Here is a 24,992-nt window from a genome sequence, read left to right on the forward strand (position 1 = left end):
AGAAGGATGATCCCGCCGAAGCGGGATCGTGGTGAGGGGAGAGCTACTCGGTATCCGGGTTGCCCTGGAGGCTTTCTTCCTGCAGCTCGATGCGCAGGTAGGAAGGCTCATCGGACGGCTCGACTATCGAGAGGACCAGCAGCGCGAGCGCGCGGTCCTGCCCCTCTTCCTCCTTGTGGTACAGGTGGAATTGGATGTGCTTCGCGGTCGGCTGGAGCGAAAGCTCCTGCCAGGCGGTTTGAACGACACTGGCCAGCCGGGTGCCCATCTCGTCGACCCTGGCAGGGTTGGCGAGATAGACCAGGCGCAGCCAGGCCGCGTTGGTGAGAACGATCGGGAGTTTGAGGTACGCAGCAGTGTGACCTGCGCTGGAGTGGTTGTTGAGAGAGGTCATGAGAGGTCTCCGAATACGCAGGCCTCTCCCGCGGGGATGAGGTCCCCGCGTGGGTGGGTAGGATGCACTCCATCACTTGCGTGATGCGACCGCGCTGCCGAGTGCTGTGGCGGTCTTGGGTGGGTTAGCGCTTGCGCGCCGGAGCCTTAAACCCTGGCTCCTTGGGAGGCGCTGTCAACGACAGCGAGCCAATTCGAATTCGGGGGCTGGCGGGATTTCCCGCCGGCCGGATTGCTCAATCGTCATAAAGCGGCAGGCCCTTGAGCGTGGGCGCGAATGGATCAAGTACCAGGAGCCGAATGTCTGCTTGTCCCGCGAGGTGAAGCAGATCGACCAGGTGTTCGTCGAGGCCGAAGGCAAGCTGTTCTTGTCGAAGAGCGGCTGCGGTCATCTCCAGGATCTCCAGACACTCATCCGTCCAAGGGGTGTTGTGCAAGCGAAAGCCCACGGCACCGTGCTCGTTACACCAGAAGAGCGATACCAACACCGAGGGCAAGCGGATAGGCATCTTGGTCGAGAACCTTTCGTAGAGGCTATTCCACGCGCTGATGGGTAGATGTGTTTTTCTGATCTCCCAGCAGCGGTTATAACCGCCGCCGAACGAAAGGTATCGAACGACACTCTCGGCTTCGGTCAGTGAGTATTGATCTCCGATAAGCTTTTTTCTGCCGTCCTGCTCACCGTAGATGCTGTAAAGTACGTTTCTCACTATTCCTTGGTGAGGGCATTTTTCAACTCTTTCATCGTCTAAGTCTTGGGTTACCACGGCGAAATCGCCATTGAAGTAGCACAACTCGCACTGAAAATATTCGTCTGGGAGGTGCTGCTGGGTTTCATGCAGTGCGCGGTAGCACGGTAGATTGTCGCCTTCGTCAGTGATCTGTAGGTTTCGCTCGATGCGGAAACTCTCATAGCCGCGAATAAACGGATTGAGTTGAGTCATGGGATATCTCCGGTTGCCGGGAAGCCCATGCCCTTGGAGGCTATGGACCTCCAGGTGAGTAAGGGGCGCCGAAGCGCCCTGGTGATGTCGAGTTGTTGCAGTTAACGCGATAGGTCTTCTTAATATTCCCGTTGCGTCCAAGTGCCGTTGTCTAATGCCTGTTGGGCAAGTTCGCGTGAGGGGTAATATTCAACCGACTCGCGCGAGGCTGGTCCTTCTTCATCAAGGGTGCCGATATAAAAGCCGGCGTTGGACATTAGAACCTGCAGCGGCAGTTCGAGACGAAGATGGGCGAGTGCCCGCTTTCCGTAGTGCATGGTGATTCTCCTTTCGGTAGAAAACACCAGTCCCATGGGGACTGAGGTCCCCTAAATGGGAAATGTTTGGCGATTATGCCAGGGCAGATACTTGGGCATTGTTGCTGGCCAGGAGCAGCCAGGCGAAGTTGCAGAAATGACTGCTAAGCAGCAACTCGTCCTCGACTTCGGAGAGGCAAACTTCCTCTACTTCCGGCAGGGCGGGCAGATCTACGATTTGGATATTGCTCATGATGATCTCCAGATAATGGAGAACACCACGCCCTGGGGGAGATGGTGCCCCCCGGATGGGTATGCGATGAAGAGTGGCGCATAGCGTAGTTAGTGAAAGGCCCTCGGGATGAGGGCCGGTATTCGATCAAGCCGTGCTCAAGCAGCGGCTTGTTCAGCGTGCTCAGCAGGAGCTGCGGGCTCACCTTGCGGTTCGCCTTGGCTTTGCTGGGCTTTTTCAGCTTCTTCCTTCGCATCGTAGACGGTGGTGCCATCCACTTTGATCCAGGAGATGAAGAGCAGCCGGCCTTTGAGGCTTGCGCCGGACTGGCCTTTTTTCTCACCTTTCTCGTAGGTGAAGGAATCCGCCCAGATGTCGCCGATACGGAAGGAAATCAGAACCTTCTTCTCGGCATCGACTGCTTCCATGCAACGGCGGACAAGCTTTTCAGCCTGGGCGCCGACCACTTTGCAGTCGATGTAGGAGTACTCCACGCTGTCAGTCGAGCCATGGAGGGCTGCGACGGTTACGGCGAGGAACGGATCACCTTTGCGGACTTTCACTTCGCGAATGCGATTGAGGTAGCCGATACCGGTGGTGTGCAGGTCGAAATATTTGGCTTCTTGGGCTTGGGTGTTGTTGCTCATGATGATTCTCCAGTTTCGTAAGCGAAAGCGGAGAAACACCTTGCCCGTCAGGGAAAAGTATTCCCCGCATGGGTCGGTATTGGGAGGTAAATCAGAGGGAGAGGGCTTCCATCAACCTGTGGGTTGATTGATCGCGCTACCGGAAGCTGGTGCGACCTTGGGTTCGATCTACACGGAAGTCCGTGTCGTAGTCTTTCAGATCATGACTACTGGGGGAGGGTTGCCGACAACGTCAGCAGCTCACGGGGTAAAGGATGGGCAGGGGAAAAATGAATGTCAATACCCATGAAATGAAAAAAGCGCCCAGTGTTGGGCGCTTTCATGGTCAATGATGACGGGGAAGAATCCGATGTTTTTGGCACCAGGTCTTGACCTGAGGCCAACTGAACCAGAGGGCTATGCCGGAGCAGATAACCACCAGGCTGGTCATGATGATCATGCCGAACTCGGTCTGGGACATTTCACTCCTCCTCCTCGGTGAGAGCGATACCTATGAGCCAGATTACCATACCCATGACGAAAGCATATGCCGTCAGCAAGCGGTGCTCGCTGAGGAAGATGCCCACCAGGCTCGCCGCAACGGCAGTGGTACCGATTTTTCGGAGATCGTCTGCGAATGCAGAACGTTTCGATTTCATGGTTTTCCTCGAAAAATACCGGAAAACCACCCTGCGGGATGGTTTCCCGGCAGGGTTGGTGGGAGGTGTGGATCAGCAGGTCAGCGGATCAACCGGGGCGATCAGTTGATCGAGGGAACCCAGCTTGAGCTCCTTCCTGACTGGCGTTTCAGCTTGGGCGGTCGCCTTGGCCGGCTTGGGTTTGCGTGCGCGCTTGGGCTTTTGCACCTCGCGCGTATTGGCTAGATACCAGTCATTCAGGTTGACCTTCTTCAGCCGAACGATGGCTGGGATGTCGCTGATGTGTTCTAGCTCGCCAGCGGTCGGGCCGGCCAGGAAGGCAGGATCGATGCGCTGGACGCTCAACGCAACCGGTGCTTGTGCTTGCACTACGACCGGAGGGCGCCTGAGCGCTCTGCGGAACTCACGCACAACACTGCCGAGGGCAAAGCCGATTTCGAAGCTGGTGGATTGCTTGGACATGGTGTTTCTCCTGCAGGTTGAGGGTGCGGAGAAAACACTGGCCCTGGCGGGGAAGTGGATTCCCCGCTGGGTTGCGGAAGGGAGCTTCTATCGACCGAGGCCGACCGACCGCGCTACCAGAAGCTATGCGGTCTTGGGTTGGATCAACACGGTGGGCTGTGCTGCAGCACTTCGGATCCGAGCTGCATGGGGCATGTCGCTGACAACGTCAGCAGATCACGCGCTCATCATCGAAGCGGGGGGCGAAAGTGTCAAGGTCAAGCAGGAGGGGGGAGCGGATGCAGGATGCAGCGGGCGGAGAGCGAGGGCGGAAGAGCGCGGCTGGTAGAAACCCTGTCAAAGGTTTCCCCAGCCGTGTCTGGAAGGGGAGTCAAGTGAGCCACCTGTGGTTGAATCGTCGATCCCTGGGCATTGATCGTCTCGATCCCATCACCCGGCCATTATCGTGGCTTGGCCAGCAAACAGTAGGCACGCATCCGCGTACAAAGGGAGCCCTGCGTATCACCGGCGGGCCACCGGCAGGGAGAAGGATCCCGATGGGTAGCCTGATGGTCCTGGAGCAGGAGCATCAGGCTACCCATGGAGAGGGGAAAAGGAGGGGCCGTAACACCAGTACGACCCTTAAATCGAGGAAACACCGAACCTCTTGAGAACCCTATGTGCCTTTAAACTCGCTCGACACGAGTTGACGGCTGCATGACAAGCAAAAGAACAGGGAGACACAGGGAGAATTCTCAACCAGATCCGCACGCCCCACCCGGTGTTGTAGCGTGCTTACGGTTTGGCGATGAGGCGAACCTGCATCACCAGGGCGCTACTGATGACCGTCAGTAGCCAGCGGGGTGAAATCAAAGTTGATGGCATTATGTGTTCAGAAGGCCGGTTTATCAAGCAGCGCCGGGGTTTACTGGCCTCTGGAGGTTATTTGACCGCGACCACCGCGCCCTCGGGGATGGGAGCAGGGAGCGCAATGGCAGTGGCTCCGAGGCGGCGTGTGACTAACTGGCCGTTGCGCCTGACGCCAACTAGGTCGGATTCCGTACCGGCATCCACGGCTGCCGCCAACCCTGCCGGCGGCGAGGCGATGAAGGCGTAGCTGGTGCCGGCGGCGATGTAGCCCTGAAGTCGCACTGGCTTGCGGAACCAGGCCGGTAGACCAAGAACGGAGTCCGCCGGCGAACCGCTGAAACCGGGGTTGGCGTGTGCGTACTCCGCCAGCCTGGAGCGGTAAAGCAGCAAGCTCCTGGCCAGGGTGTCGACCTCGGCCAGCTCGGCGCTCAAGGTCGCGTGGTTGCTTTGTACACTCAGCCAGGTCCCGGTGATCAGCGCGAGCACCAGGACGATCCACATCAGCGGCATACGGCAGTCCTTGAGTCGTGGCGACCTGCTAGTTCACGCAGGTAACGGTGACGTTGGTCGAGTCGGGGGTTTTGTAGGGCTCCGGATAGTTGAAGCCCGGGCCGATCTCGGTGATCAGGCCGAACGAGTAGTTGGTGCCAAAGGTCTGGTTGAAGCCCACCGCGCAGAATCGGCCGCCGCAGGTGATCGCGTAGCGGACATAGTCGTAGTACATCATGCCGCTGTCCTGGCCGTGCAACGTACACCAGTCCTTGATCACGCCCGCAGTGGTATTCATGCGCATGGAGGCGGCGGTTCGCCCCCACTTTCCGTTCTGGCAGGACAACCAGAGTCCGGTGCTGGTAATGCCGGCGAGCCCGTTCGGCGAGCAGTCGGCCCCTTCGGCGGCCACGCCTTTGAGCTGCAGGTATTCGCCGACTTCCGTCCGGCCCTCGGCGGTGAGTTTGCCCGCCTTCATCTCGCCGCCGGTGTAGACGTTCTTGTTCATCCAGGAGCGCACCCAGGTGCTGTCGCTCATGTACCAGCCGCCGCCCCACTTCTCGTTGTACCAGCCCGTGTCACCACGGGTCCTGAACCAGCCTCCGGTGTAAGTCTCGCCGGCGACGTCAGCAGTGCCGGCTTTCACCGTGCCAGTGGCTGTCACGTTGCGCGCGCTGATGTCCGAGCTGGTGGTGATGTTGCCGCTGGCCGTGATCGCCCCGGCCGCGGCGATATTGTTGCCTCCCATGTCCAGCGTGGTATTCATCCGGTTGAGTTCGGGATGACCCGGGACGGCATTGCGGTAAAGGTACTCGTTGGCAATGGCGCCGTCCTGGAAGAACAGCGCCGTCGCCAGGTGTCCAGCGCCGGGAGCGCTACCGAAATTGCTCAAGGCCACCTGCCAGGCGGCGCCCTGGGCGATATTGGTGTTGGTTTTCGAGATGTAGCCCCCGGTGGATCCCATGAGCTGCGCGATCCGGCGGATCGAGAGTTCGGAAGCTACCTGTCCACCTGTGGTCACGATCAGCGTTTCGAGCTGGTTGGCCGCCGGCTTGCGGGCCAGTACCTGGTATTGCTGGCCGTAGATGTTGGTGTCGCGGAAGCCTGCGGGCAGGTAACGGGTATTGCGCAACATTGGGACGGTGATCACCGCCGGGGCCGTGGCGCCGGCGCTGGCCAGAACCGTGCTGAAGTTGTCCTTCAGGTACTTCTCCGCTGCCTTGGCCACCTGCTGTTGCTGCTGGGCCGCGTGCTGCTCGTCCAGGCCGTCCAGGTAGCTCATCAGGACCGATATGCCGCCGGCGGTCGCGATGGCGATCACGACCAGGGCGATCATCAGTTCGATCGAGATGAATCCACTGCTGCGCTTACTCCTCATGGTGTTATCTCCACAGGCTTTGCCGGGACTGGCGAGCTTGGTCGTCCTGCAGGAGATGAGCCTCCTTTCGGCGGATCTTGTCGCGCATGGACGGGCCGTCGTCGCCGGTGAACAGCAGTGGCTCGGCGGTCAGGCGGCGCGAAGAACCATCGCTCTCCAGCGCTTGGCAGATCACCGCTTGGATGCCTTCGGCAACCACGTCGTAGGCGTTTCTCGCCAGTGGCTGGGCGAGCGTCACCAGGCGCTCGATCGCCTGATGACAGCTTTTCGCGTGAATGGTGGCGATCACCAGGCTGCCGGTCAGAGAGGCCTTGCAGGCCTGGTAGGCGGTGTCCTCGTCGCGGATCTCGCCAATCAGCACCAGGTCGGCGCCGGCCCGCAGCGTGCGCAGCAGAGCCTCGCTGTATCCGCCTGAGCGCCGTGAGGTTCTGACCTGGATGCAGCGGCCGAGCCCATGTTGACCGCTGAGGTTGGTTTCCTGCGGGTCCTCGACGGCGCAGCCCACCCCGCCCAGCTCCTGCAGGCGGGCCAGGAGCAGAGAGGCGGCGGAGCTGCTCTTGCCTGTCGCCATCTCGCCGCAGAACAGGACCAGGCCCTGCAGCTGCGGATCCATCAGCGCGGAAACCACTTCGCTCGGATAGCCGATCTCTTGGAACTCCCGCAATTGGGCGGTCGACCGGCGCAGCACGAATACGCTGCCACTGAACGCGTCCTCGAGGAGGGTGACGCGAAGCAGAACGCCGTCGACGACGATGGCGAACTCAGGATCCTGCAGCTCCTCCAGCGTTTGCCTGCAGTGCTGGAGCAGTTCCTGGGCGTGCGACTCCCACTCGCGAGGCACCTCGACTCGGCGCGCGCCGGCGCCGGCCAGGCCCTTCACGTCGGCGAAGCCTTCACCGAGGTAAAGGTCGACGAACTGAGCCTGGATGATCGGGTTCACACTCACGAACTGTAGGTCCAGGTAATGCTGTTGCTGTCGCTGCTGCAGGCCTGGGTCGCCGCTGCGGTGGTCACTTCACCAGTGATCGCGGATCCGCTGTTGATCTTGGTCTGCTCGAATGTGTTCTTCGCGATCTTGGTGGCCAGCGTGATACAGGCGTCCTGGGGCAACTTGCTGGTGGTGATCGAGAAGCCCATGCCGGTAGACGAGACAGTGACCGATCCGCCGTAGACGTTGTAGACGACGCCGGAGGAGACACTCATGTTCTTCGGCACGCCGTTGATTGCGATCAGGCTCGGGATCAGGTTGGTACCGCTGGAGCCGTAGCCCGAAGAGGTCTTCAGGGCGCGTGCGTTGGCCGCAATGACGCTGATGTTGCGCTGTTCCTCGTTGGCGTTGGACGAACTGAACATCCCTGCCGCTGCGGCCAGCCCCAGGCCGACTCCGATGGCGATGATGATCAGCACGATGATCATCTCGATGGAAACGAAACCGCCCTGCGTCGGACGGGAAGTGCGTTGCGTAGTGCTCATGGAGCGCTCCTTGGTGAGGTTTCAGTGGTTCATGGATTGGATGAGCTGCTGTGCCTGGTAGGCGCCGAGCAGGACCAGGATCATCAGCGCGCCGATGAAGATCAGGGCGAAGTTCTTCACCAGCCCGGCGGCCAGCTCGATCTGCTTGAGGCTGGTCTCCTGCCAGCGGCGGCTGAACTTGACCAGCGCTTCGGAGAAGCCTCCCCGGTTGGCGAGGATGCACAGGTATTGGATGGCCTGTCGGTCGGGGAAATCGTGACCGGCGCTGCGAAGGGCGACTCCCAGGTTCTGGCCCAGGCCCACGCCGTAGCGGGCAGCTTCCAAGCGCTGCTTCAGCCAGGGCGGGGAGATCTTGATCATGCTGGCCAGGCTGTCGTAGGGGCGTATGCCGGCGTTGAGCATGACCGCCATGTTCAGCAGGAAGGTGGTGCCCTGGAGCATGCGGTAGATGGACCAGGGCGGCAGCATCCGGTCCAGCCAGACCCGGCCTTTCCAGCGGTAGGTCGGCAACGTGACGATGACCACCACCGTGAGGGTGATGACGGCGACCAGAACGTAGATACCAGGTCCTGTGACGAAGCTGGCAATGGCGTTGAGCGTGGCGAGCGGGCCGGTCCACGTGACTGGGTCGGAGAGCCTGGCCAGGCTGGGGACCATGCGATAGGCCACGATGCACAGCAGGAACACCATCATGGCGGACAGCGCCGAGGGATAGAGCAGCGCCTGCCAGATGGTGGCGCGGATCCTGGCCTGGGCCTCGACCAGGGAGACGGCATCGCCCATGGCCTGAACCAGGTTGCCGCTCATCTCGCCGGCCTCGATCAGCGCTCGCTCCTGGGCGGGCAGATAGAGCACCATGGCGGTGGCCAGACGCTTGCCGTTGGACAGCCCCATCAGCGCTTCGCGACTGGCGATGGCCACCGGATGAAACGGATGCTGTCCCTCATGAGCGAAGATCTTGTGTACCTCTGCCACAGCGTCCTTCAGCGGGACCCCGTTTTCGAGCAGGGTGGACATGCTTTCGTAGAACTGCAGGCGTTCCTTGCGGCCGAACTGCTTGCTGTAGAAGGCGAACTGCAACTGCTCCCAGAAGCCCCCCATCAGCACGCCTCCTGCGAGTAGAAGCTGTCGTCGAGCAGATGCTCATCGAAGTCGAGTGGCCCAATGAAATCCTCGACCATCTGCGGGTCGAACATGCCCTCGTTGATGCGGCGGATGGCGTGGGCGTGCTTGGTGATGCCCTGCATGGTCTTGACCCAGTAGTTGCGTGCCTCGGCTGGGCCGCCTTTGGCGAACACACGCATGAAGGCCAGGGTGGGCAGCACCACCTCGGCGACGATCGAGCGGCCGTTGACCCCGGAGCCACGGCAGGCCTGGCAGCCAGGCCCCTTGACGTACACCTGGGAAACATCGGTCAAGCGCTGGACCCGTTCGACCAGATCGGGCGCGAGCTGGTCTTGGTGGTCTTGGAAGCGCACTTTGCAGTGGGGGCAGAGCTTGGGCAGCAGGCTCTGGTTGATCAGGCCGGTCAGCAGGGCCGGATCGAACAGCAAGCCGGGGTCGACGCCCAGGTCCTTGAGGCGCTGGACAATGCCGATCGCGCTGTTGGTGTGCAGGGTCGACCATAGGCCGTGCCCGGTCATCGCGCCACGGAAGGCGGCGACAGCGGCGAAGAGGTCGCGCACTTCGCCGATCATCATGTAGTCCGGATCCAGGCGCATGCCGTTTGCGATGCCTGCGGCCCAGGCCTGGCGTTCTGCGTCTGGGTCAGTGGCGTCATAGACCAGTGGGGTCTGGTTGATGCCTTCGCCGCGAATGCGGTATTCCGGTGGATCCTCGATGGTCAGGATATGCTTGGATCCGCCATGCAGCTTATCGAGTCCTTCCATGGTGACCTTCAATGTCATCGACTTCCCTGATCCGGTGGGGCCGGACAGGATGTTGATGCCGTAAGGCATGCGCATCATGCGATCGAACAGCGCGTTCTGCTCGGGCAGGTAGCCGAGCTGCTCCAGGCTGTCGAGGCCGGTATCGTCGTAGAGCAGCCGCAGGATCATCAGGAACCCACCGGCGCGCGGGCGGGTCGCGATCCGGGCGCCGAACAGGTTCAGCTTCTCGACGAAGGCCTGGCTCATCCGCGCGTCCTGGTCAAGTTGCGGCTTGAAAAGCGGCTCGGCCACGTCGCACATGGACTGGTAGATGGTTGCGCAAAGTTCGTGCAGTTCCTGGCTGCGGTACTGCTCGACGGTCTTCAGCAGGCCGTCGACGCGGAAACGGATCTTGCTGCCGGTGCCGGCGGGACTCACGACGAAATGCACGTCACTGGCGCGCAGCTCAGTGGCCTTACGAATGATCTTGACCACGCGCTCCTGCATCTGGGTGGCGCGCTGGCCATCGCTATCGACCAGGCCGTCCATGGCGACGGCGCGGTAGAGCTGGTGAATGGTCTGCAGGTCGGTGAGGTTGAGCTGGTATCGGAAGCCACGGCGATCGAGACGGTCGATGAACGACAGAACGTGAATGTCGTTCTGGTGGCTCTCCGATAGATAGAGCGTGCCGTCGGCGGCCAGGGCCATGATCTCCTGCAGGTGCTTCGAGACCTCCCACTCGCCACCGTCGGCGGTGAGCAGTTGGGTCACCATGGAGGGCTGTACAAGCGCGGCAATTTGAAGGTTCGTCATGGCGGTACCTACTGGATGAACGGCTGCGGTACCGCCCCGGGCAGCGCCGGCGGAACGGAGGCGCCTTGGGCCGAGGAGGCGGCTTGGGTCGGGGCAACGCTGGAGAAGCCCACGGGCACGCGGTTGCCGTCCTTGTCGGTGAGTACGACCTGGTCCAGGGAAATCGACTCGACGCGGTAGTTGCCCGGCAGCTCCGCGCCGCTGGCGGCGTCCACCTCGTACCCGCCCGGGAACAAGAATGTGGCAGTCATCTTGCCGCCGGCGCCGTAGATGGTCCGCACCACCGGCGGAACCGGCTGCGTGATCGTCGGCGCCGCCGCCGGCACCGGCATGGCGAACGTCTGCCCCTGGGCGCTGACGACCTGGCCGGTTTCGCCTTTGCCCTCCAGTTGCCGCTGCGCCGTGGCCAGACGCACCTTGGCCTCGGTGAGGATGGCCTGGGCCTGGATCTCCGCCAGTTCGCCAACGGTGCCGGCGCAGGCCTGGCCGGACGCGAGGAGGAAGAGCACGGCCACGGCCATGCCGATCGGCTCAGTTCGCATAGATTTCTCCTGTGACAGTCCAGTCCAACTGGCTGTCCTTGAGCGTGGTTTCGAGGTTGGTGATGCGGACCCCGGCGGCGGGCAGCCCCTGGAAGGTCAGGTCTGCCGGGAGCCTGGTCTGGGCGCTGAAGGTGAATTTCTTCCAGGAGGGCAACACCACTTGCTGCTCCGTCGCCGCTTCCGCGCCAGGAAGGGGCGGAGTTGTTTCCTGGCTGATCGACAGCTTGGGCTCGACCCCTTGACGGTACAGGTGGCTGGTGAGCGCCTGCAGCACGTCGTCGGCTGGCTGCAGCGGCTCATCGCTACCGATGGCGACTTTCAGGTCGACCTTCAGGGCCGCGGTGTTGCCGTTGTCGATGACGAAGGCGGGGCGGTCAGCGAACAGGTGCTGGCTGGCCGCTGTCAGGTCGGCTGCCGTGCTGTTGCCGGTACGGTGGTAGGTGGCGACCAGGACCCTGCCGTCGCACTTGCTGGATTCGAAGAGCCAGCCCTGGATCGACAGCGACAGTACCCCCGTTGCCTTGCTACAGGCGCGTAGCATGTCCTCGAGGTCAGGCATGAGCGTCCAAGGCTTCTGCAATGACGCCAGGTCCAGCGGCTGCTTGGCCTGGGCGTTCTTCTCGGCCAGCTCGGCGAGGCGCCTCTGCTCCTCGAGGAGCGCGGCTTGTCTGGCGAGCTCTTGCTGGTGGGCATTCCATAGGTAGTAGGCGGTTAGCGACCCGCCTACCAAGCAACCAAGCAGGGCCACTGCCGTCCACTCCCTGGCGGACAAGCCGAAGGTGAGTTGCCGGAGGCGGTAGTCGCGCCGCAGGCGCTTCGGCGCGAGCAGTTCCTCGATGTCGAAGTCCTTGACGGGGAAATCGAATCCTTCGGGAACGAAGACCTGTGCGTTTCGAAGCACGCCGCGCGTAGAGAGCTTCCTGATCCGGTCCCTGGCTTCGTCGAAGGTAGTGACCAGGTCCTGGCCGGGGACGATCGCACCATCGAGCGTGGCGACCAGTGCGTAGCGGTCCTCGTCGACCTTCCAGCAGGCCAGGAAGTCGCCTTCGAACTGGCCTGAAAGCGCTGAGGCCAGGGAGTACATGCCCTTGACTGCGCCTTGTGACTTCGAAACGAAGCCGGCCTGGATCACCGTCGGCGAATGGCGGATGGCAACGATGTCCAGATGCTCTTCCTTGCCCAGCTTGCGCGCTTCCTTCATGTACTGCCGCTGGCTGGACAGCGGCCGCCAGAACAGGCCGCTGACGAACTTGTTGCCGTGGTAGCTCAGGATCGAGACGTCTGGTCCACGGCTACCGATGTCAGGCTTCTCCATGGTTCAGCCCAGCACGACGGGGGTGATCAGCACCACGATGACCTCGCGTTTGGTATTGCGGGTCAGCCCGCCGCCAAGGCCGAAGAATCCGGCGTCGCCGGTGCCGACCTTGTTGGTGTCCTCGGTAGTCTGGTCGAAGCCGGAGAGCACCAAGGTCTCGCCGCTGCGCAGGCGTACCTTCTGGTCGAACAGCTGGATGTCGTAGCTCGGGAACTGGGCTTTGGAGTCCCCGCTGGTCTGCATTTCGAACGTCGGCCGGGAGGTCATGTTGATGTTGATCTTCAGCAGCATCTCGCCGCTTTCCATCACGAACGGCAGCAGGCTCATGTTGTAGCCGCTGGTCACGGCGCCCGGGATCAGCGAGGTGGTACTGCCGACCTGGGCGACGTTGGAGATCTGGCTGGAGGCCAGGTAGCTGTCGTAGCGGCCGATCTGGATCGGCGCCGACTGGAGGTTGAGCGTGGTCACGGACGGGGAGCGGACGGTCGAGACGCGACCCTGCTGGGCCAGCGCCTGGACCATGGCCTTGGATCCTGCCCAGGCACTGTTGGCGGTATCCAGGATGCTCACGGAGCCGGAGATCGCGCTTTGATCGATGCCCGGCATGGTGTTCTTCAGGCCGATGCCCCACTTGTTGTTGAGCGACTTGTAGACCAGGTTCCAGTCGATCCCCAGTTGATCCTTGTCGGTCAGGGCGACCGAGAGCACGTTGACGTTCAGCAGCACCTGCTTGGTGATGCTCTCGTTCTCCCGGTTGACCAGCTGCTGGACACGGTTGAGGACCTCTGGACGGTCGGTAACGGTCAGGGTGCCCGTGGCACGCGACAGCGACATGCGTCCCATGCTCGGCGTCAGCATCGAGTTGATGCTGTTTTCTATGTCGCTGAGGATCGAGGTCTTCAGCTCAGAGCTGGTTGTCTGCTTGCTGCCGGAGTCGCCGCTGATGCCGGAGCTGCCATTCTGCCCAGTGGATCCGGAGCCATCCCCGCTGATGCCGGCGGCCGTCGTCATACCAGAACGCACGGTGGAGTCCACCGTATTGACGTCGTCGAAGGCGTAGATGCGGAAGGTCCGAGTGTCCAGGTAGTAGAACTCGACCCGTTTCTCGGTTGGGTTGTAGCGCCAGGACACGCCGGCGCGGGCGGCGATGAGATCGAGGAATCCGCTGACCTTGCCGTTCCATTTGATGTTGTACAGCGACCGCGGGCCGTAGGACCCGAAGCTCGACCCCATGCTGCCGCCGGCACCTAGGGACATGCCGTTGGCGACGGAGGCAGGAAACAGCATGGTGGCCATGTCCTGGCCGCCTTGGATGGGCGGCGGGGCGTTGCTCGCGCGCTGCTGAGGTTGCAGGGCAAAAGCGGCCGGGTTCAGCGCGTCGGGCGTGATACTGACCGCCAGGTGGCATTGGTTGATGACTTCCTGGGCGGCCTCCTGCAGCGACGCTGCGCCTGCAGGGCGCCACGTCACGATGCAGTCACTGGACAAGGTGTGCGAAACGCTCAAGGGCTTCGTGCTGACCCAGGGTTTGTCGGAGAACACCACCGTATCGCGGCGATCCGGTCGGGTGTTGCGCATCTGTGCTGCGATCGTCGACGCGGAATCTGCCGTAGCTTCGACACGATCCGCCGACTCGTTCACCCGTGCGACCGAGCAACTGGCCAGCGCGGGGATCAGGAGGCAAGGCAAGAGGTTCTTCAGGGGGGCACGCATCAGTTCTTGCGCTCCTTGATGATGATCAGGGACTGCGGCCGGCTGGCGTTCACCAGGAAGGGACGTTCGGCAGCGTCATACAGCGGGAACAGCTCGGATACCGCGTCCTCGAAGGAGCCGTGGAAAGTCAGAGGAGCTTCGATCGGATAGTTGAGATCCTGCGGCTCCCAGCGGACGGTCCAGCGTGCGCGCTTGGCCCAGGCTTCCAAGGTGTCGCGCAGTGTTGATCCCGTCTCGGCTGACCAGGACTGTGCCAACTGCCGGCTCGGCTCCGCCGGCGTGAGCACCTTGACCGGAGGGGCGGAAGCCACGGCCGGAGTGGGCGGCATGGACTTCACGGCGGAAGCCAAGGGCTTGATCGGTGCCGAAGCCGCGGGAGGAGAAGAGGGGTGGCCATCCTTGGCCGGTGCTGCTGGGGGGAACGCAGTGGTGGATTCAGGCTTCTTGGTCGGAGCGGGGCTGGTTGTGATCGGCGTCGGCGTTGGCACCGAGGCGACCACGACGGGCGACTCCAGCGTGCTGACTTTTTCCGTGGAGGAGGGTTGCGCTACCGCCGCTGGAGTTGGGGCAGCGGGCTTCGCATACAGTTGCTGGACCGGTTTCGGCCTCGGCGCCGGGGGAAGTTGATAGCCCGGGCGCAGTACGAAGCAGACCTGCCGCGCCACTTCGTCGACCTTCACCTGCCAGGCAGGGCCGGAGAGGACTTGGAGGGTGTTGCGCAGGGTCATGGGGCCGAGCTTGTACTGAGCTGCCGGCAGCGGCCGGGTGTAGAGGATGTTCACATGACTGGCCTCTGCCGGGCACAGCGAGTAACCCGAGCGGCTCATCACGTACTGCATGGCGTCCTTGACACTCGGGTTCATGCTCGACGGGATGGTCACGTCGATGATCTGTGCCATCAGGTCGCGCTGGCCAGCGTCCGGCTGGGTGCTGACCAGGGTGTAGCGCCCGTAGCGCACGACGGGCTCCTTCTCCGGTTGTACGCCATTCGGGTACAGGTCCGGTGAGAGCAGGTCTGGATTGCGGCTGCTGTCGAAGGCGGGCCTGGCCGGCACAGCCTTGTGGGTCGTGCAGCTGGCGAGCAGCAGGCACAGCGTGAGAGTGGTCAACTGCCTGGTCATTGAGGCCCCCTTTGATGATGGGGCACACAATGGCAGGCCAATCGGCATGCCTCAGCAGGAAATACTCGGCGGAAGGCCAGGGCTTTTTTATCCAGTTAGGCTTGCGGCTAAAAGCGCACGGTTTCCGTCAACCTGCTCTGGCTCGATGAGGTCCTGGGCGACCTGGCGTTTCGCGTTGAGCAGTTGCCACAGCTGCTCGTCGATCGTGCCCTCGACCAGTGGGATCTTCACCACCACCATGCGGAGCTGGCCGTTGCGGTACGCGCGGTCCTCGGCTTGTTCCTGCTGACCGGGAGTCCAGGGCAGACCGAGGAAAAACACGTAGTTCGCCGCAGTGAGGTTGTTGCCCGTCCCGGCGGCCGCCGTGGTGCAGATGAACACCCGGCAGTCGGGATCCTGCTGGAAGCGATCGATCGCTTTCTGCCGTTTGGTGAGCGAGTCATTGCCCACCAGCGTGACGCAGCCGTGCCCGGGCCCGGCCTGCTCGCAGAGTTCCTTCAGCGCAGCCACGGTCGGCTTGAACTCGCAGAACAGGATCACCTTGTCCTCGGCGTCGAGCTCGCTCAACAGGTCCATCGCCACGCGAACCTTCACCGTTTCCAAGTAACGCCGCAGCGCGCCGAGTCGCGCGAAGACCGGTCGGTCTTCGAGACGCAGCAAGTCGTATTGCTGGCGTTCCTCGGTGGAGAGGGCCACCTTCAGCAACTGCCGCTGCTTGCCCTTGAGGCTGGGCAGCACATCTTTGCGCCTGCGCAGCATCCAGTCACCCAGCTCCGCCCGCAGACTCTGGCGGAACTCCGGGTTGCCGGCGAAACGGTCGCAGAACTCTTTCAGCGGCAGTTGGCCGATGGGGTGGCCTGAGAGGCGAAGCAGGGTGTGCAGCTCGGTTTCACGGTTGAGCACTGGCGTGCCGGTAAGCAGGTAGCGGTTCGGCACTTGGGCGGCAATGTCGAAACCGTGCCGCGTGCATTGCGCCGTGGGTTCCTTCATCCGCTGCGCCTCGTCGATGACCATCACGGCGAAGCGCGAAGCGTTGGCGACGAAGGGGCTCAACTGCTCGTAGTTGACCAGGATCCACTGCGCCTCTGGGTTGTCCTGCTGGATGGCCACGGTGGCCGAGGGATAGACCTGCTGGATTTCGCGCTGCCAATTGATCAACAGGGTGGCCAGGGTGATGACCAGAATTGGTCTGCCCGCCGCTCGGATCGAAGCGGCGATGACCGCCTGGCGGGTCTTGCCCAATCCCATGTCGTCGGCCAACAGGGCGCTGGTTCTCTGCAGCAGGTGAGCGATGCCGACAGGCTGGTGGGCCAGTAGCGAGTAGCCCTGAAGCGCCGCCTCGATATCAGCCGAGCTGTACTCGGTGCGCTCGATCTCTGGCACCGCGGCGAGGTAGATGTCACAGGCTGACTCGTCCTCCAGGGATGGCGCTGCCGGTTCCTGCTGTGGACCGCCGATGCTCATGCTGGGCAGCTCGGTCGCCGGCGCGAAGCTACCGTCGCTGAGCAGCTCCTGGACGGTATCCAGGATCTCGAATTGTTCCTCGGCGAGGCCAAGCTCAAGGATCAGGTTGCTGCGAAGCAGCTCAGGTGTGGCGTCGATGCGCCAGGAGCTCGATGGGCGCAGGAACACCCCGCGCATCCGCCGAGCCACCGCCACCACACCGGGATGGAACTCGCCTGACAGCAAGACGCCGCCCTCGGCCAGCGGCGCGATGCGCAGCAGCAAACCCCAGGTGAAGGCCTGTCGGTCAAGCGAGGCCTGTGCAGATTCGACCATGCCGCTGAAGTCCCGCCAGGACTGTGAGTGGAGGCCTCCAGCGAGCTCGGCGAGTCGGTTGTACAGCGAGTCCAGTTCGGGCAGCAACTTGCCCTTGGGGACCCGCCAGTAGCGGTGCAACGGATGCTCCCGGGCGCTGATGAAGAAGCCGGACAGTTCCAGCAGCGCGCGGTTGCTGCCTGCGATGTAGGGGATCTTCAAGCCGAAGTCGTAGCCGTCGAAGATAGCCCGTTGCAGAAGCGTCGAAGGAGTCGCGGAGGTACGGTTGACCAGGCGTGGACGGCTCATCGGTTTTCCAACCGAGTGAGCAGCCACTTCGCCGTGGCTTCGGCGAGGCCCGCCTTCCAGCGACCATCGGCGAAGCGCGTCATGTGGACGGTCATGTCGGGCCAGTTCAGGTTCGTCGCTATGGCTCCAGAGCGAATCCGTTCCATGAACCAGCGGTATGCTTGGCCGGCAGGGGAGTCGGCCGGCACGGGGGCATTATCGAATTCGCGCAATTGCACCGTGGAAAGGTGCTGGGGATTCCAGGGCCTACCTAGAGGCTCGCCATGTTCACGCCTGAGCTCCAATTCGGCAGAGGCCAGTGGACGGCCAGCCTCACGTACTGAGAGCAGTCGGCAGTCTCCTCGATAGGCGGCCTGGTCGTAGCTATCGATGCAATGGGCCAGCGCGATATGTTCGGCATAGAGGTCGGCAGGGCAGCGGAGCTCGACGATCTGCAGGCCATTGGGGCAATCGATAAGGCCGACAGGCAGCATTCCCTCCCAGGTGGTGTACTCGTCGGTGTCGACCAGATCGGGCAGGCTGCTCTGTACTGTTGCGCGCAGTTCCCTCTGGACCTGGTGGTAGTCGTCCACCAGGTTGCCAGCCTGTCGGTAGGTACAATGACCCAGATACGCTTGCAGGACGCTACGCGCCTGCCGAACAACCTGTGAGTTCCCCTGGTCGAGGGCGGTATAGAACTCCTTGATGTCTCTCAGGCGTGCAGTGATTGCAAGCCATGCCGGATCCTGCCAGTCCGACGGGCAGCCGTTGAAGAGACGGTTGTAGTCGGGCTTGGCATTGTGAATTTGCCAGGGGATCGCATTGTAGGCGGCATAGAATGCTGTCCATTGAGCGCGAGTGATCGGCCGCCGGTTACCTAGCGATGCAGCCAGTAGGAGAGCATGCCATCCCGAATATTGGCCTTCCCGTTTGCGATGGAAGAGAGCTCCTCCCGCACGGCCGGGACTGACGTGACTAAGAAATCGAATCGAGGCCCGTGGCGCCTGAAGCAACCAGGCGAAGAAGTCACCAACCGATATGCCCTTGTCCGCTACTCGCCCAAGAAAGTGGCCCATGTCGGTGGGCCAGTTGTCGCCTGGCATTGTACTTGGCGGACGATCACAGTCCAGCTCAGGGAAGGGACAGGAAAGGGCGTGGTAGTAGCCAGGGTCATAGGTATGAGGCCAGACGGCCTCTTCTGAAGTCACCATGAGCGGCGTAAGGATCGGCTGAGCTTTCAGCATCTGTAGTCTACGCACCTGGTCGCCTTGAGCCAGCCAGTTGTAGAGCTGGGGCGAGAGGCACCGAACCGAGCGGATGGCGAACAGCAGGTTTTGGTCCAGGACCTGTCTGAAGGTTCGCAAGACCGCTCCGATCTGCTTCAGGTAGAACTGGCGCCTCGGCGAGTAGTAGCGATTGTGGCTGACTGATGGATACTCGCTCCTGGGGTATGAGCCGAGGTCCTCCCGGGCCAACTGAGTCGCCAACCCATGCGCCCGCTGGGTGTAAGAGCTGAGTACAGGAACGGCATCGTCGAACTTCTGGAGGCGCTGCAGCAGCTTCAACGCTCCGGCTGGGGAGGGTGCGCTTGCTGGGACACGATGGGCAGGCCTGCACTCCCACGCACCGATCAGTTGACCGTCGAACACCTGGAGCAGTGGCCCTGCACGCATGATGGTGTAACGCACACCGTTGTCCGCCGCGACGGAGAGGCACCAGCACCTGGTTGTAGAGGTGCTGCGCAGGTAGTGATGGATGAACTTGGTTCGAGCTGTCCCCGCGAGGGAGAAATGCGTTGCCCAGGTGTTGGCTACGGCGAGCTGTCGCTCGCTATAGCAGGCCAGGGATGGATCCTGCAGAGGCTCGGTAGTAGAGGTGTTATCGAGGGGGGCCACGCGCCTGCTCCTTTGTAAGCGAGCAGCACTGTGGCCGGTCGGTGTGCTACGGATCGATGGAAAATGTTCAGGCCACGCGGCCTGTATTTCCTTGCAGGTCTGACCGCGAGCTCAGCCTGAAATGAGACATTTCAGCCTTAGCAGGACCTCTGATGCCCATGCTGGCGGTTGCTCGACTTGCCTGCGCACGAAGTCGAAATTGAGGTTCCTGTCGGTGCTGGTCTGCATGTTCATGTAATTACCTATAGCCCGCGCGGGTTGTCGAAGTCAGGTTGGCCGTCCTTGGTGGGGTAGCTGACTTTGCAGCCGGTGCTGCGATAGCCGCTGCAGCCCCAGAAGTCGAAGCCGCCCTTGCCGGCTTTCTTGCGGTGGACCAGGGGCAGACCGCACTTGCCGCAGAGGTAGTCGCTGGTCGGCGCCGAGGAGACATTGGCGGTGGAGCTTGCGCGTGGTTCGTCCTGTGCGCTGGGGAGCGCGCGGAGCGTCTGCAGCTCTGACTGCAGGAGCTGGTAGAACTGCTGGACCACGTTCATGTAGGTGTCCTCGCTGTTGGCGATCCGGTCCAGGGCGACCTCGAGGTTGCGGGTAAAGTCGAGGCTGAGGAAGCTGAAGTTGTGCTCCAGGAGCGCTATGGTGGCCTCGCCCAGCTCGCCGGGGATCAGGCTTCGGCCCTTCATCTGCACCTGGCCCTTGTCGATGATGTTCTTCACGATCGAGGCGTAGGAGGATGGCCGGCCAATCCCGCGGCGCTTCATCTCGCCCACCAGGCTGGCATCGGTGAAGCGTTTGGGAGGGGTGGTTTTCTTCTCCAGGACCTCGCCGCTGTAGACCTTGAGTATCTGGCCTGGCTCCAGCGCCGGGATGGGGCTTGAAGGCGTTTCGTTCTTTTGCTCCTCGGCATCATCGCCCTGCAGCAGTTTTCTCCAGCCAGGCACGTTCAACAGCTTCCCTTTGGCGCCGAAGCGCAGCGGCTTTTTGTCGGGGCCGACGCCCAGGAGGGTGGTGGTTCTCACTGCGTACACGGCAGCTTCGATCTGGCTGGCAAGCGCGCGAACTCGAATGAGCTGGTACAGCGCCTGCTCATCAGCAGTTTCACCGGCGGTAGCGGCCATCCAGTCGGTAGGGGTGATGGCGGGGTGGCCTTCCTGAGCGTCTTGGTCCGCTTTGAACATTCGCTGTTGCTCTACACACTTCAGCCCCAAGGCTTTGGCGACAGCACGGATATCCGGCATCGAGTCCTTCGAAATATTGGGGTTGTCCGTCCGGTGGTAGGTGATGAGCCCCTGTTCATACAGCCGCTGGGCGACCTTCATCGTCTTTTCGGGTGACCACTTCAGCGCATTCCCGGCGGCCATCTGGAGCGAGGAGGAGATGAACGGTGCCGGAGGCGTATCGGTTTCTTCGCCATCAATGCAGGTCTCGACGATCACATTGCGTATAGCCCCCACCAGTTCTGCGAGTTGACGATCCTGGACATACGGAAATTCCTTGCTGGCAAACGTGTGCACTGGATCCCACTCCGCCTTCCAGGTGCGGCCGTCGCTGGGCGAAACGAAGGCCAGTTCCACCCCGAAATGCTTGATTGGTGTGAAGGCGCGAATCTCCCGCTCTCGCAGGACCACCAGGTACACAGCGACGGACTGCACGCGCCCGGCGGTGGTTGGCCTACCCATCACACGCCGCAGCTCTGGCGTGACCAGATACCCCACCAGGCGATCGATGACGCGACGGCATTCCTGCGAGGCGACCTTCGGGAGGTCCAGGCTACGCGGCGAGCTGAGTTCGGCGCTGATGCAGGACTTGGTGATCTCTTTGAAGGCAACGCGCTTGTAGTTCTTGATCCCGGCAGCCTGGAGTATGTGCCAGCCGATGCTTTCGCCTTCCCGATCCGGGTCGGATGCGACGTAGACTTCCACGGCTTTCTGCCGCAGCTCCTTCAGCCGTGCGACGGTTTTTTCCTTGCCCGAAAGGATCTGGTAGTGGGGTTTGAAATCCTGGCCTACGCCGACGGTGAGCATCTGCGGATCCTGGCCGTGAACGGGTAGGTCTCTGATATGACCGGCAGTCGCTTCGACCTGCCAGGTCACGTCGGGACGAATGGAGGGGAGAAGGGACCGCAGCTTTTTCAGCTTGCCCGGGGCTTCAATGATTACAAGGTGCATCGTCGGAATCTCTCGGAACAGTCGGTCGAACTGTCGCGATTAGTGAGTGGGCCAACAATGCGAAATGGACGGTGCGCTGTTGCAGTTTTCGGGCGCGCTGGGTGCCTTCGTCCTGGTTATAATTCTGACACCTGATACGCGTTGCTTCCGTAACGGACCGCATGCCTGAGCGGGACGTGATGCTGCTGTATCTCACCCATACCACAGGCATCCTCGTGACCGAGCTGGCCTTGCTGGAGGGGGCGACGCGCTCTACTTCGACCGCGTTCCCGGCTTGAGAGTTGAGGATTGGATTACCCCAATCGTGTAACCGAGGAAAACATGCATGGCCGCATCATTGATCAAAGCACTCTGGGCAAGGCTCTCCGGCAAGAAGCCAGCGCAGGGCACCCGCTACTTCGGGGGCCAATTCAAGGATGGCCAATCGGTTGTCCTGTATGACCGCGAGGGCGAACAGGTGATTGCTAGCATCGGCTTCGACGTTAGTGGAAGAGGCAAGCCTCACCCAGGCTTGATTGAGTACGTAATGACTGCGACCGGCTCGGCCGTGCCGGTGCTCGATCTTCCAGGTCAGCAGGAAAAAATTCCATCAGTCAGGTCACGTCGGGACGAATCGAGGTGAGAAGGGACCTCAGCCTTCAGAAGTCGAGCTGTTGTTGCTGCTCCTGGGCAAACCCTTTCAACCAGGACGCCCGCATCGCAGGATGACTGTAAGGGCAGTCGAACACCCGTAGCCCTTTCCGCGCGGCCTCAGCGCCAAGAGCCCGTACAGTCCGGTGGGGATCGTTGTAATGTCGCCTGTCCAGCTTGTCGGTATGGGTCGCTTTCTTTGACACACTGCACCTCGTACTGGTCGAGATTTCCGGATCGGAAGTCCTTGCCACCAGAGACTTCACGAACGGGCGGCCAAAATTAAGGATGATGGTTTAACAGCATTTTGCCGGCAAAGCTGTTCATTGCGGTTGCTCCAGTCGCTGGCATACTTGTCGAAGCTGCGGGCGGCGAAGAGTGGTTCTTGTCACCGGCAACTTCACGAGTGGGCGCGGAAAATTAAGACCGGCGTTTAACCGTCGCGTCGGCAATGCCTTGGGCCATCCGTATGAAAGCCGCGCGATCTTCTTCCGCCATAAGCGCCATGTACTCCAGAACTGAAATTTCGTCGGCGCTGAGGGCCTGCCTGGTCAACGGCTCATCGCGATCCCGAAATGGGCAATGTGAGCCTGCTTGGTCATCTTTTCTGTTCATGGCGAAGTTTCCTGCAGGGGGCTTTGTCGAGGTTGCGGGCGGCGTAGAGGAGTGCTTGCCACCCGCAGCTTCACGAATGGGCGGCCAAAAATTAAGCCACCTGCTACATGGGGATGTCGTCGTCGAAGGCGCTGTCGTAGTCCTGCTGCGAGTGCGCATCCTGCTGAGCAGGTTGCTGCGGCACCTGCCGAGTCTGCTGATGCTGGGTCGACTGTCCATTGGTCGACGGCAACAGGGTGACCTCGGCCAGGCGATGAGGAAGGATGGAGATGCGCGAGGCTTCGACCTTCAGCGCCTGTACTTCTTCGCCTGACTCTTTGTCGGGCCAGCGGTCCATGATCGCCCGGCCTTCGACCTTGACGCGCATGCCTTTCGCGAACAGTTCGGCGAAACGCTGGGCATCCTGATGCCACCACTCGACGCTGCACCAGAAGCCGCCGCGATCCTTGTAGCCACCTTGGCCATCGGGAATCGAGTTGTCGAACATCACGTTGAGACGCAGCAACTGCCGCGGGGGATTGTTGCCGTTGGGGAAGCTGCGGTGCTCTGGCGCCGAGCCGATGTTGCCTTCCCAGAAGACGGGGGTAGCCATGATGAATCTCCAGTCAGTGGTGGTTGGTGCTCTGCTGCAGTCGGCCCATGAACTCGGCCTCGGCCTGGCCCATCTTTTCCGCACACTCGGCGGCCTGCTTGCCGATGGAGTGGATCAGGCTGATCTGCATGTTGAGGGTGATGCGCTGCAGCTCCATCTCGTAGAGGTCTTGCAGCAGGTATTCCGGGGTCTTGTCCTGGCGCAGCATTTCCGCCCACACCCCGACGCCCATCCGCCGGGTTGCAATGTGCTGCCAGCGAAGAAAGGTGGTGCGGGCGGATGTGCGCTGCTCGATGAGTCGGGCGGGCAGAAGAGTGAAGGGCGTGCGACGAACCTGGGCCAGCAGTCCCTGGGCAAGTTCCAGTAGTCCCTGCTCCAGGGCTTCGCACTGTTCCGCCAACTGGGCCAGCTCCCTATTACCTTTAAAAGGCTTTAAAAGGCCTTTTAGTGAGGCACTTTGTTGCAGTGAGCGGAAGGCACTTTGTTGCAGTGGCCGGAAGGCACTTTGTTGCAGAGCGCCTTGCTGATCCTTATCGAGCTGCCGCATTCCGATCAGTCCTCGAGCTCGACACGGTCAGCGTCATCATCGGCATCACCGTCAGAGCGGCCCCGAGTGATCGGCGGAGCGAAGTTCGAGCGTCGGGTGCCCTCCAGGATGTCCTGCGGGATCTCGCCGAACTTCTCGTACATCTTCCGCGCGGCTTCGGCGCGGGCGTTGTTCGCGGCGAAGTCGTCGCGAGTGGCGCCCGAGAACTGGTAGCTCTGGGCCAGACCAAAGAGGCTGCGCAGCACCGACGCGCCTTCGTCGAGCCAGACCTCCATGTCGCGGCGACCGACCAGTCCGACGTGCTGGGCCAGCAGGATTCGGCGGGCGAGCTCGTCATAGTTGGTCAAGAGATAGACCGCCTTGAAGCCGAGAGGGTTGGAGATGAACAACGGGACCTTGACCGGTGTGACGGACAAGTTCTCGGAGATATCGAGGGTCGCTGGCAGCTTGGCCATGACGTCATCCAGGCGCTGGTCGATGGCCTTGAGCGCGGCTTGGCAGCTCTCGACTTTCTCTTCGATCTGAACCAGCCACCAGTCGGAGTACGGATCGTCCAGTGCTGCCCCGCGGTGCATGCGATTCACGTAGGCGCAGAAGCCGGAGAGGCCGAGGATGCTGTGCTTGGCATCCGACTTCTGCCGGCCTGTCCAGATGCGGGCGGCGTGATAGGTGTGAAGCGTCAGGGCGACATCGCTGCGGAGAGAGCCGATCTGAAGCCGATGGGTTTCAGCCATGGTGCAGTGTTCCTTTATAGGGAAGGGGTTCGGCCACATCGTGCTGATCGGGGTAGGAGCGCGCAGTAGGAAATACATGGTTCGCTGCTGGGGTATTTCCGCTGGCAGTGCGGGTTCATCATCATCCCGCTTGCGGCTTATGGAGGTTGGCTTCCTTCAGCTCTTGGCCCCCTCAGGGGCGTTGTCTATCGCTACGTCGACGCAACTTTTGAGCTTGCCGAGCAGCTCGCTCAGTTCCTGCAGCTCCGTAAAGTCGATAGGCCATTCATCGTTGTCGTTGAATAGGGTTGCCAGCCCTAGCAGCCGCTCGAATTCGAGCTCGTCCATGGGGGCATACAAGATCGAGTCACACATCTTTTCGGTTCCTCTTGAGTGGGAGAAGTTGGTAGCCCTCGGCGCCGAGGTCGATCCTTGGCAGAGTGTTTCGGGCCGAAACACCAAACGCTCCGTCGGTGCCGAGGTTGATTCCTGGTGGAGTGATTCCAGTGGAAACACCTAGCTCGCCGCCGGCGCTGGGGTTGGTCCCTGGTGGAGTGTTGCCAGTGGCAACACCCAATTCCCCGCCGGCACCGAGGTCGATCCTTGGCAGAGTGATGCG

General features: G+C 61.8%; 28 protein-coding genes and 1 pseudogene. 1 reads left to right on the forward strand and 28 read right to left on the reverse strand.

The features are described 5' to 3' along the window. Positions 1–43 precede the first annotated feature (43 nt). The 21 genes from HMPREF2886_RS01305 to topA form a co-directional block, all read right to left on the reverse strand. Positions 44–394 carry a hypothetical protein gene (locus HMPREF2886_RS01305; RefSeq protein ID WP_004347949.1) on the reverse strand — a complete coding sequence of 117 codons (351 nt, stop codon included), beginning with the start codon at positions 392–394 and terminating at the stop codon, positions 44–46. A gap of 235 nt (positions 395–629) precedes the next feature. Then, positions 630–1,337, reverse strand: a complete 708-nt coding sequence (locus HMPREF2886_RS01310; RefSeq protein ID WP_034021239.1) for a DUF5983 family protein — start codon at positions 1,335–1,337, stop codon at positions 630–632. A gap of 119 nt (positions 1,338–1,456) precedes the next feature. Then, positions 1,457–1,654 (reverse strand): hypothetical protein, encoded by a 198-nt coding sequence (locus HMPREF2886_RS32545; RefSeq protein ID WP_003149542.1) that lies wholly within the window; start codon positions 1,652–1,654, stop codon positions 1,457–1,459. 73 nt (positions 1,655–1,727) lie between these two features. Then, positions 1,728–1,886, reverse strand: a complete 159-nt coding sequence (locus HMPREF2886_RS34510) for a hypothetical protein (protein ID WP_023875943.1) — start codon at positions 1,884–1,886, stop codon at positions 1,728–1,730. Positions 1,887–2,023: 137 nt separating this feature from the next. Then, entirely contained in the window at positions 2,024–2,512 is a 489-nt protein-coding gene (locus tag HMPREF2886_RS01315; RefSeq protein WP_023875942.1) for an STY4534 family ICE replication protein, read from the reverse strand. Between the two features lie 325 nt (positions 2,513–2,837). Then, entirely contained in the window at positions 2,838–2,972 is a 135-nt protein-coding gene (locus HMPREF2886_RS34885; RefSeq protein ID WP_003099783.1) for a hypothetical protein, read from the reverse strand. Position 2,973: 1 nt separating this feature from the next. Further along, on the reverse strand, positions 2,974–3,150 hold the full coding sequence (locus HMPREF2886_RS34515; protein ID WP_003149538.1) for a hypothetical protein: 177 nt from the start codon (positions 3,148–3,150) through the stop codon (positions 2,974–2,976). A gap of 72 nt (positions 3,151–3,222) precedes the next feature. Beyond that, the gene (locus HMPREF2886_RS01320) at positions 3,223–3,612 is read right to left on the reverse strand and encodes a hypothetical protein (RefSeq protein ID WP_034021237.1); all 390 of its coding nucleotides are present in this window, start codon (positions 3,610–3,612) and stop codon (positions 3,223–3,225) included. 921 nt (positions 3,613–4,533) lie between these two features. Then, positions 4,534–4,971 (reverse strand): type IV pilus biogenesis protein PilM, encoded by a 438-nt coding sequence (gene pilM, locus HMPREF2886_RS01330; protein WP_009875868.1) that lies wholly within the window; start codon positions 4,969–4,971, stop codon positions 4,534–4,536. A gap of 28 nt (positions 4,972–4,999) precedes the next feature. Then, complete coding sequence (gene pilV / locus HMPREF2886_RS01335; protein ID WP_070746629.1) at positions 5,000–6,328, reverse strand: shufflon system plasmid conjugative transfer pilus tip adhesin PilV; 1,329 nt, start codon at positions 6,326–6,328, stop codon at positions 5,000–5,002. A gap of 4 nt (positions 6,329–6,332) precedes the next feature. Continuing rightward, the gene (locus HMPREF2886_RS01340; RefSeq protein WP_079386587.1) at positions 6,333–7,274 is read right to left on the reverse strand and encodes an ATPase, T2SS/T4P/T4SS family; all 942 of its coding nucleotides are present in this window, start codon (positions 7,272–7,274) and stop codon (positions 6,333–6,335) included. Next, complete coding sequence (locus HMPREF2886_RS01345) at positions 7,271–7,801, reverse strand: type 4 pilus major pilin (RefSeq protein ID WP_003099765.1); 531 nt, start codon at positions 7,799–7,801, stop codon at positions 7,271–7,273. Before HMPREF2886_RS01345 ends, HMPREF2886_RS01340 begins: the two co-directional genes overlap by 4 nt. Positions 7,802–7,822: 21 nt before the next feature. Continuing rightward, positions 7,823–8,902: a type II secretion system F family protein gene (locus tag HMPREF2886_RS01350; RefSeq protein WP_034021233.1), complete on the reverse strand. Its 1,080-nt coding sequence runs from the start codon at positions 8,900–8,902 to the stop codon at positions 7,823–7,825. Further along, positions 8,902–10,482, reverse strand: a complete 1,581-nt coding sequence (locus HMPREF2886_RS01355; protein WP_023101572.1) for a GspE/PulE family protein — start codon at positions 10,480–10,482, stop codon at positions 8,902–8,904. The genes HMPREF2886_RS01350 and HMPREF2886_RS01355 overlap by 1 nt, the downstream gene beginning before the upstream one ends. Before the next feature lie 8 nt (positions 10,483–10,490). After that, positions 10,491–11,024 carry a type IV pilus biogenesis protein PilP gene (pilP, locus tag HMPREF2886_RS01360; protein ID WP_003099760.1) on the reverse strand — a complete coding sequence of 178 codons (534 nt, stop codon included), beginning with the start codon at positions 11,022–11,024 and terminating at the stop codon, positions 10,491–10,493. Continuing rightward, positions 11,014–12,225, reverse strand: a complete 1,212-nt coding sequence (gene pilO2 / locus HMPREF2886_RS01365) for a type 4b pilus protein PilO2 (protein ID WP_237751920.1) — start codon at positions 12,223–12,225, stop codon at positions 11,014–11,016. Before pilO2 ends, pilP begins: the two co-directional genes overlap by 11 nt. Before the next feature lie 117 nt (positions 12,226–12,342). Next, positions 12,343–14,052: a PilN family type IVB pilus formation outer membrane protein gene (locus HMPREF2886_RS01370; RefSeq protein ID WP_012076860.1), complete on the reverse strand. Its 1,710-nt coding sequence runs from the start codon at positions 14,050–14,052 to the stop codon at positions 12,343–12,345. After that, positions 14,052–15,173 (reverse strand): PFGI-1 class ICE element type IV pilus protein PilL2, encoded by a 1,122-nt coding sequence (locus HMPREF2886_RS01375; protein ID WP_034021229.1) that lies wholly within the window; start codon positions 15,171–15,173, stop codon positions 14,052–14,054. The genes HMPREF2886_RS01370 and HMPREF2886_RS01375 overlap by 1 nt, the downstream gene beginning before the upstream one ends. A gap of 87 nt (positions 15,174–15,260) precedes the next feature. Then, complete coding sequence (locus HMPREF2886_RS01380; protein ID WP_033992408.1) at positions 15,261–17,240, reverse strand: DEAD/DEAH box helicase; 1,980 nt, start codon at positions 17,238–17,240, stop codon at positions 15,261–15,263. Next, positions 17,237–19,114: a hypothetical protein gene (locus HMPREF2886_RS01385; RefSeq protein WP_033978937.1), complete on the reverse strand. Its 1,878-nt coding sequence runs from the start codon at positions 19,112–19,114 to the stop codon at positions 17,237–17,239. The genes HMPREF2886_RS01380 and HMPREF2886_RS01385 overlap by 4 nt, the downstream gene beginning before the upstream one ends. Before the next feature lie 242 nt (positions 19,115–19,356). Further along, positions 19,357–21,276 (reverse strand): type I DNA topoisomerase, encoded by a 1,920-nt coding sequence (gene topA / locus HMPREF2886_RS01390; protein WP_034021225.1) that lies wholly within the window; start codon positions 21,274–21,276, stop codon positions 19,357–19,359. A 325-nt stretch (positions 21,277–21,601) separates the two neighbouring features. On the opposite strand from topA, the gene HMPREF2886_RS01395 reads away from it, so the two are divergent. Beyond that, the gene (locus tag HMPREF2886_RS01395) at positions 21,602–21,898 is read left to right on the forward strand and encodes a hypothetical protein (RefSeq protein WP_034021223.1); all 297 of its coding nucleotides are present in this window, start codon (positions 21,602–21,604) and stop codon (positions 21,896–21,898) included. Between the two features lie 16 nt (positions 21,899–21,914). Here HMPREF2886_RS01395 and crpP read toward each other — a convergent pair whose 3' ends face one another. From crpP to HMPREF2886_RS34765, 7 genes and pseudogenes are all read right to left on the reverse strand, one after another. Next, entirely contained in the window at positions 21,915–22,112 is a 198-nt protein-coding gene (gene crpP, locus HMPREF2886_RS32555; protein ID WP_071533909.1) for an ICE-associated protein CrpP, read from the reverse strand. Positions 22,113–22,326: 214 nt separating this feature from the next. After that, a complete protein-coding gene (locus tag HMPREF2886_RS01400; protein WP_033866761.1) occupies positions 22,327–22,521 on the reverse strand; it encodes a hypothetical protein in 195 nt (64 codons plus the stop codon). A gap of 103 nt (positions 22,522–22,624) precedes the next feature. Further along, the gene (locus tag HMPREF2886_RS01405; RefSeq protein ID WP_023102569.1) at positions 22,625–23,113 is read right to left on the reverse strand and encodes a single-stranded DNA-binding protein; all 489 of its coding nucleotides are present in this window, start codon (positions 23,111–23,113) and stop codon (positions 22,625–22,627) included. A 13-nt stretch (positions 23,114–23,126) separates the two neighbouring features. Further along, the gene (locus HMPREF2886_RS01410; RefSeq protein ID WP_033866762.1) at positions 23,127–23,660 is read right to left on the reverse strand and encodes a DUF3158 family protein; all 534 of its coding nucleotides are present in this window, start codon (positions 23,658–23,660) and stop codon (positions 23,127–23,129) included. Positions 23,661–23,665: 5 nt separating this feature from the next. Next, positions 23,666–24,394 (reverse strand): PFL_4669 family integrating conjugative element protein, encoded by a 729-nt coding sequence (locus tag HMPREF2886_RS01415; protein WP_023098073.1) that lies wholly within the window; start codon positions 24,392–24,394, stop codon positions 23,666–23,668. 156 nt (positions 24,395–24,550) lie between these two features. Then, entirely contained in the window at positions 24,551–24,748 is a 198-nt protein-coding gene (locus tag HMPREF2886_RS01420; protein WP_023129302.1) for a hypothetical protein, read from the reverse strand. Then, positions 24,741–24,992 (reverse strand): annotated as a pseudogene (locus HMPREF2886_RS34765) (hypothetical protein); the annotation flags it as partial. The gene HMPREF2886_RS01420 and the pseudogene HMPREF2886_RS34765, both read right to left, overlap by 8 nt.

Origin of the sequence: Pseudomonas sp. HMSC066A08, assembly GCF_001813025.1 — a bacterium.
In the GTDB taxonomy this organism is placed as follows: Bacteria; Pseudomonadota; Gammaproteobacteria; order Pseudomonadales; family Pseudomonadaceae; genus Pseudomonas; species Pseudomonas aeruginosa.

Excerpts from the sequence above, each read along its gene's own strand:
- HMPREF2886_RS01305 (WP_004347949.1), bottom strand. The coding sequence starts at position 394 with ATGACCTCTCTCAACAACCACTCCAGCGCAGGTCACACTGCTGCGTAC.
- HMPREF2886_RS01310 (WP_034021239.1), bottom strand. The coding sequence starts at position 1,337 with ATGACTCAACTCAATCCGTTTATTCGCGGCTATGAGAGTTTCCGCATC.
- HMPREF2886_RS32545 (WP_003149542.1), bottom strand. The coding sequence starts at position 1,654 with ATGCACTACGGAAAGCGGGCACTCGCCCATCTTCGTCTCGAACTGCCG.
- HMPREF2886_RS34510 (WP_023875943.1), bottom strand. The coding sequence starts at position 1,886 with ATGAGCAATATCCAAATCGTAGATCTGCCCGCCCTGCCGGAAGTAGAG.
- HMPREF2886_RS01315 (WP_023875942.1), bottom strand. The coding sequence starts at position 2,512 with ATGAGCAACAACACCCAAGCCCAAGAAGCCAAATATTTCGACCTGCAC.
- HMPREF2886_RS34885 (WP_003099783.1), bottom strand. The coding sequence starts at position 2,972 with ATGTCCCAGACCGAGTTCGGCATGATCATCATGACCAGCCTGGTGGTT.
- HMPREF2886_RS34515 (WP_003149538.1), bottom strand. The coding sequence starts at position 3,150 with ATGAAATCGAAACGTTCTGCATTCGCAGACGATCTCCGAAAAATCGGT.
- HMPREF2886_RS01320 (WP_034021237.1), bottom strand. The coding sequence starts at position 3,612 with ATGTCCAAGCAATCCACCAGCTTCGAAATCGGCTTTGCCCTCGGCAGT.
- pilM (WP_009875868.1), bottom strand. The coding sequence starts at position 4,971 with ATGCCGCTGATGTGGATCGTCCTGGTGCTCGCGCTGATCACCGGGACC.
- pilV (WP_070746629.1), bottom strand. The coding sequence starts at position 6,328 with ATGAGGAGTAAGCGCAGCAGTGGATTCATCTCGATCGAACTGATGATC.
- HMPREF2886_RS01345 (WP_003099765.1), bottom strand. The coding sequence starts at position 7,801 with ATGAGCACTACGCAACGCACTTCCCGTCCGACGCAGGGCGGTTTCGTT.
- HMPREF2886_RS01350 (WP_034021233.1), bottom strand. The coding sequence starts at position 8,902 with ATGGGGGGCTTCTGGGAGCAGTTGCAGTTCGCCTTCTACAGCAAGCAG.
- HMPREF2886_RS01355 (WP_023101572.1), bottom strand. The coding sequence starts at position 10,482 with ATGACGAACCTTCAAATTGCCGCGCTTGTACAGCCCTCCATGGTGACC.
- pilP (WP_003099760.1), bottom strand. The coding sequence starts at position 11,024 with ATGCGAACTGAGCCGATCGGCATGGCCGTGGCCGTGCTCTTCCTCCTC.
- pilO2 (WP_237751920.1), bottom strand. The coding sequence starts at position 12,225 with ATGAAGGAAGCGCGCAAGCTGGGCAAGGAAGAGCATCTGGACATCGTT.
- HMPREF2886_RS01370 (WP_012076860.1), bottom strand. The coding sequence starts at position 14,052 with ATGCGTGCCCCCCTGAAGAACCTCTTGCCTTGCCTCCTGATCCCCGCG.
- HMPREF2886_RS01375 (WP_034021229.1), bottom strand. The coding sequence starts at position 15,173 with ATGACCAGGCAGTTGACCACTCTCACGCTGTGCCTGCTGCTCGCCAGC.
- HMPREF2886_RS01380 (WP_033992408.1), bottom strand. The coding sequence starts at position 17,240 with ATGAGCCGTCCACGCCTGGTCAACCGTACCTCCGCGACTCCTTCGACG.
- topA (WP_034021225.1), bottom strand. The coding sequence starts at position 21,276 with ATGCACCTTGTAATCATTGAAGCCCCGGGCAAGCTGAAAAAGCTGCGG.
- HMPREF2886_RS01395 (WP_034021223.1), top strand. The coding sequence starts at position 21,602 with ATGGCCGCATCATTGATCAAAGCACTCTGGGCAAGGCTCTCCGGCAAG.
- HMPREF2886_RS01400 (WP_033866761.1), bottom strand. The coding sequence starts at position 22,521 with ATGAACAGAAAAGATGACCAAGCAGGCTCACATTGCCCATTTCGGGAT.
- HMPREF2886_RS01405 (WP_023102569.1), bottom strand. The coding sequence starts at position 23,113 with ATGGCTACCCCCGTCTTCTGGGAAGGCAACATCGGCTCGGCGCCAGAG.
- HMPREF2886_RS01410 (WP_033866762.1), bottom strand. The coding sequence starts at position 23,660 with ATGCGGCAGCTCGATAAGGATCAGCAAGGCGCTCTGCAACAAAGTGCC.
- HMPREF2886_RS01415 (WP_023098073.1), bottom strand. The coding sequence starts at position 24,394 with ATGGCTGAAACCCATCGGCTTCAGATCGGCTCTCTCCGCAGCGATGTC.
- HMPREF2886_RS01420 (WP_023129302.1), bottom strand. The coding sequence starts at position 24,748 with ATGTGTGACTCGATCTTGTATGCCCCCATGGACGAGCTCGAATTCGAG.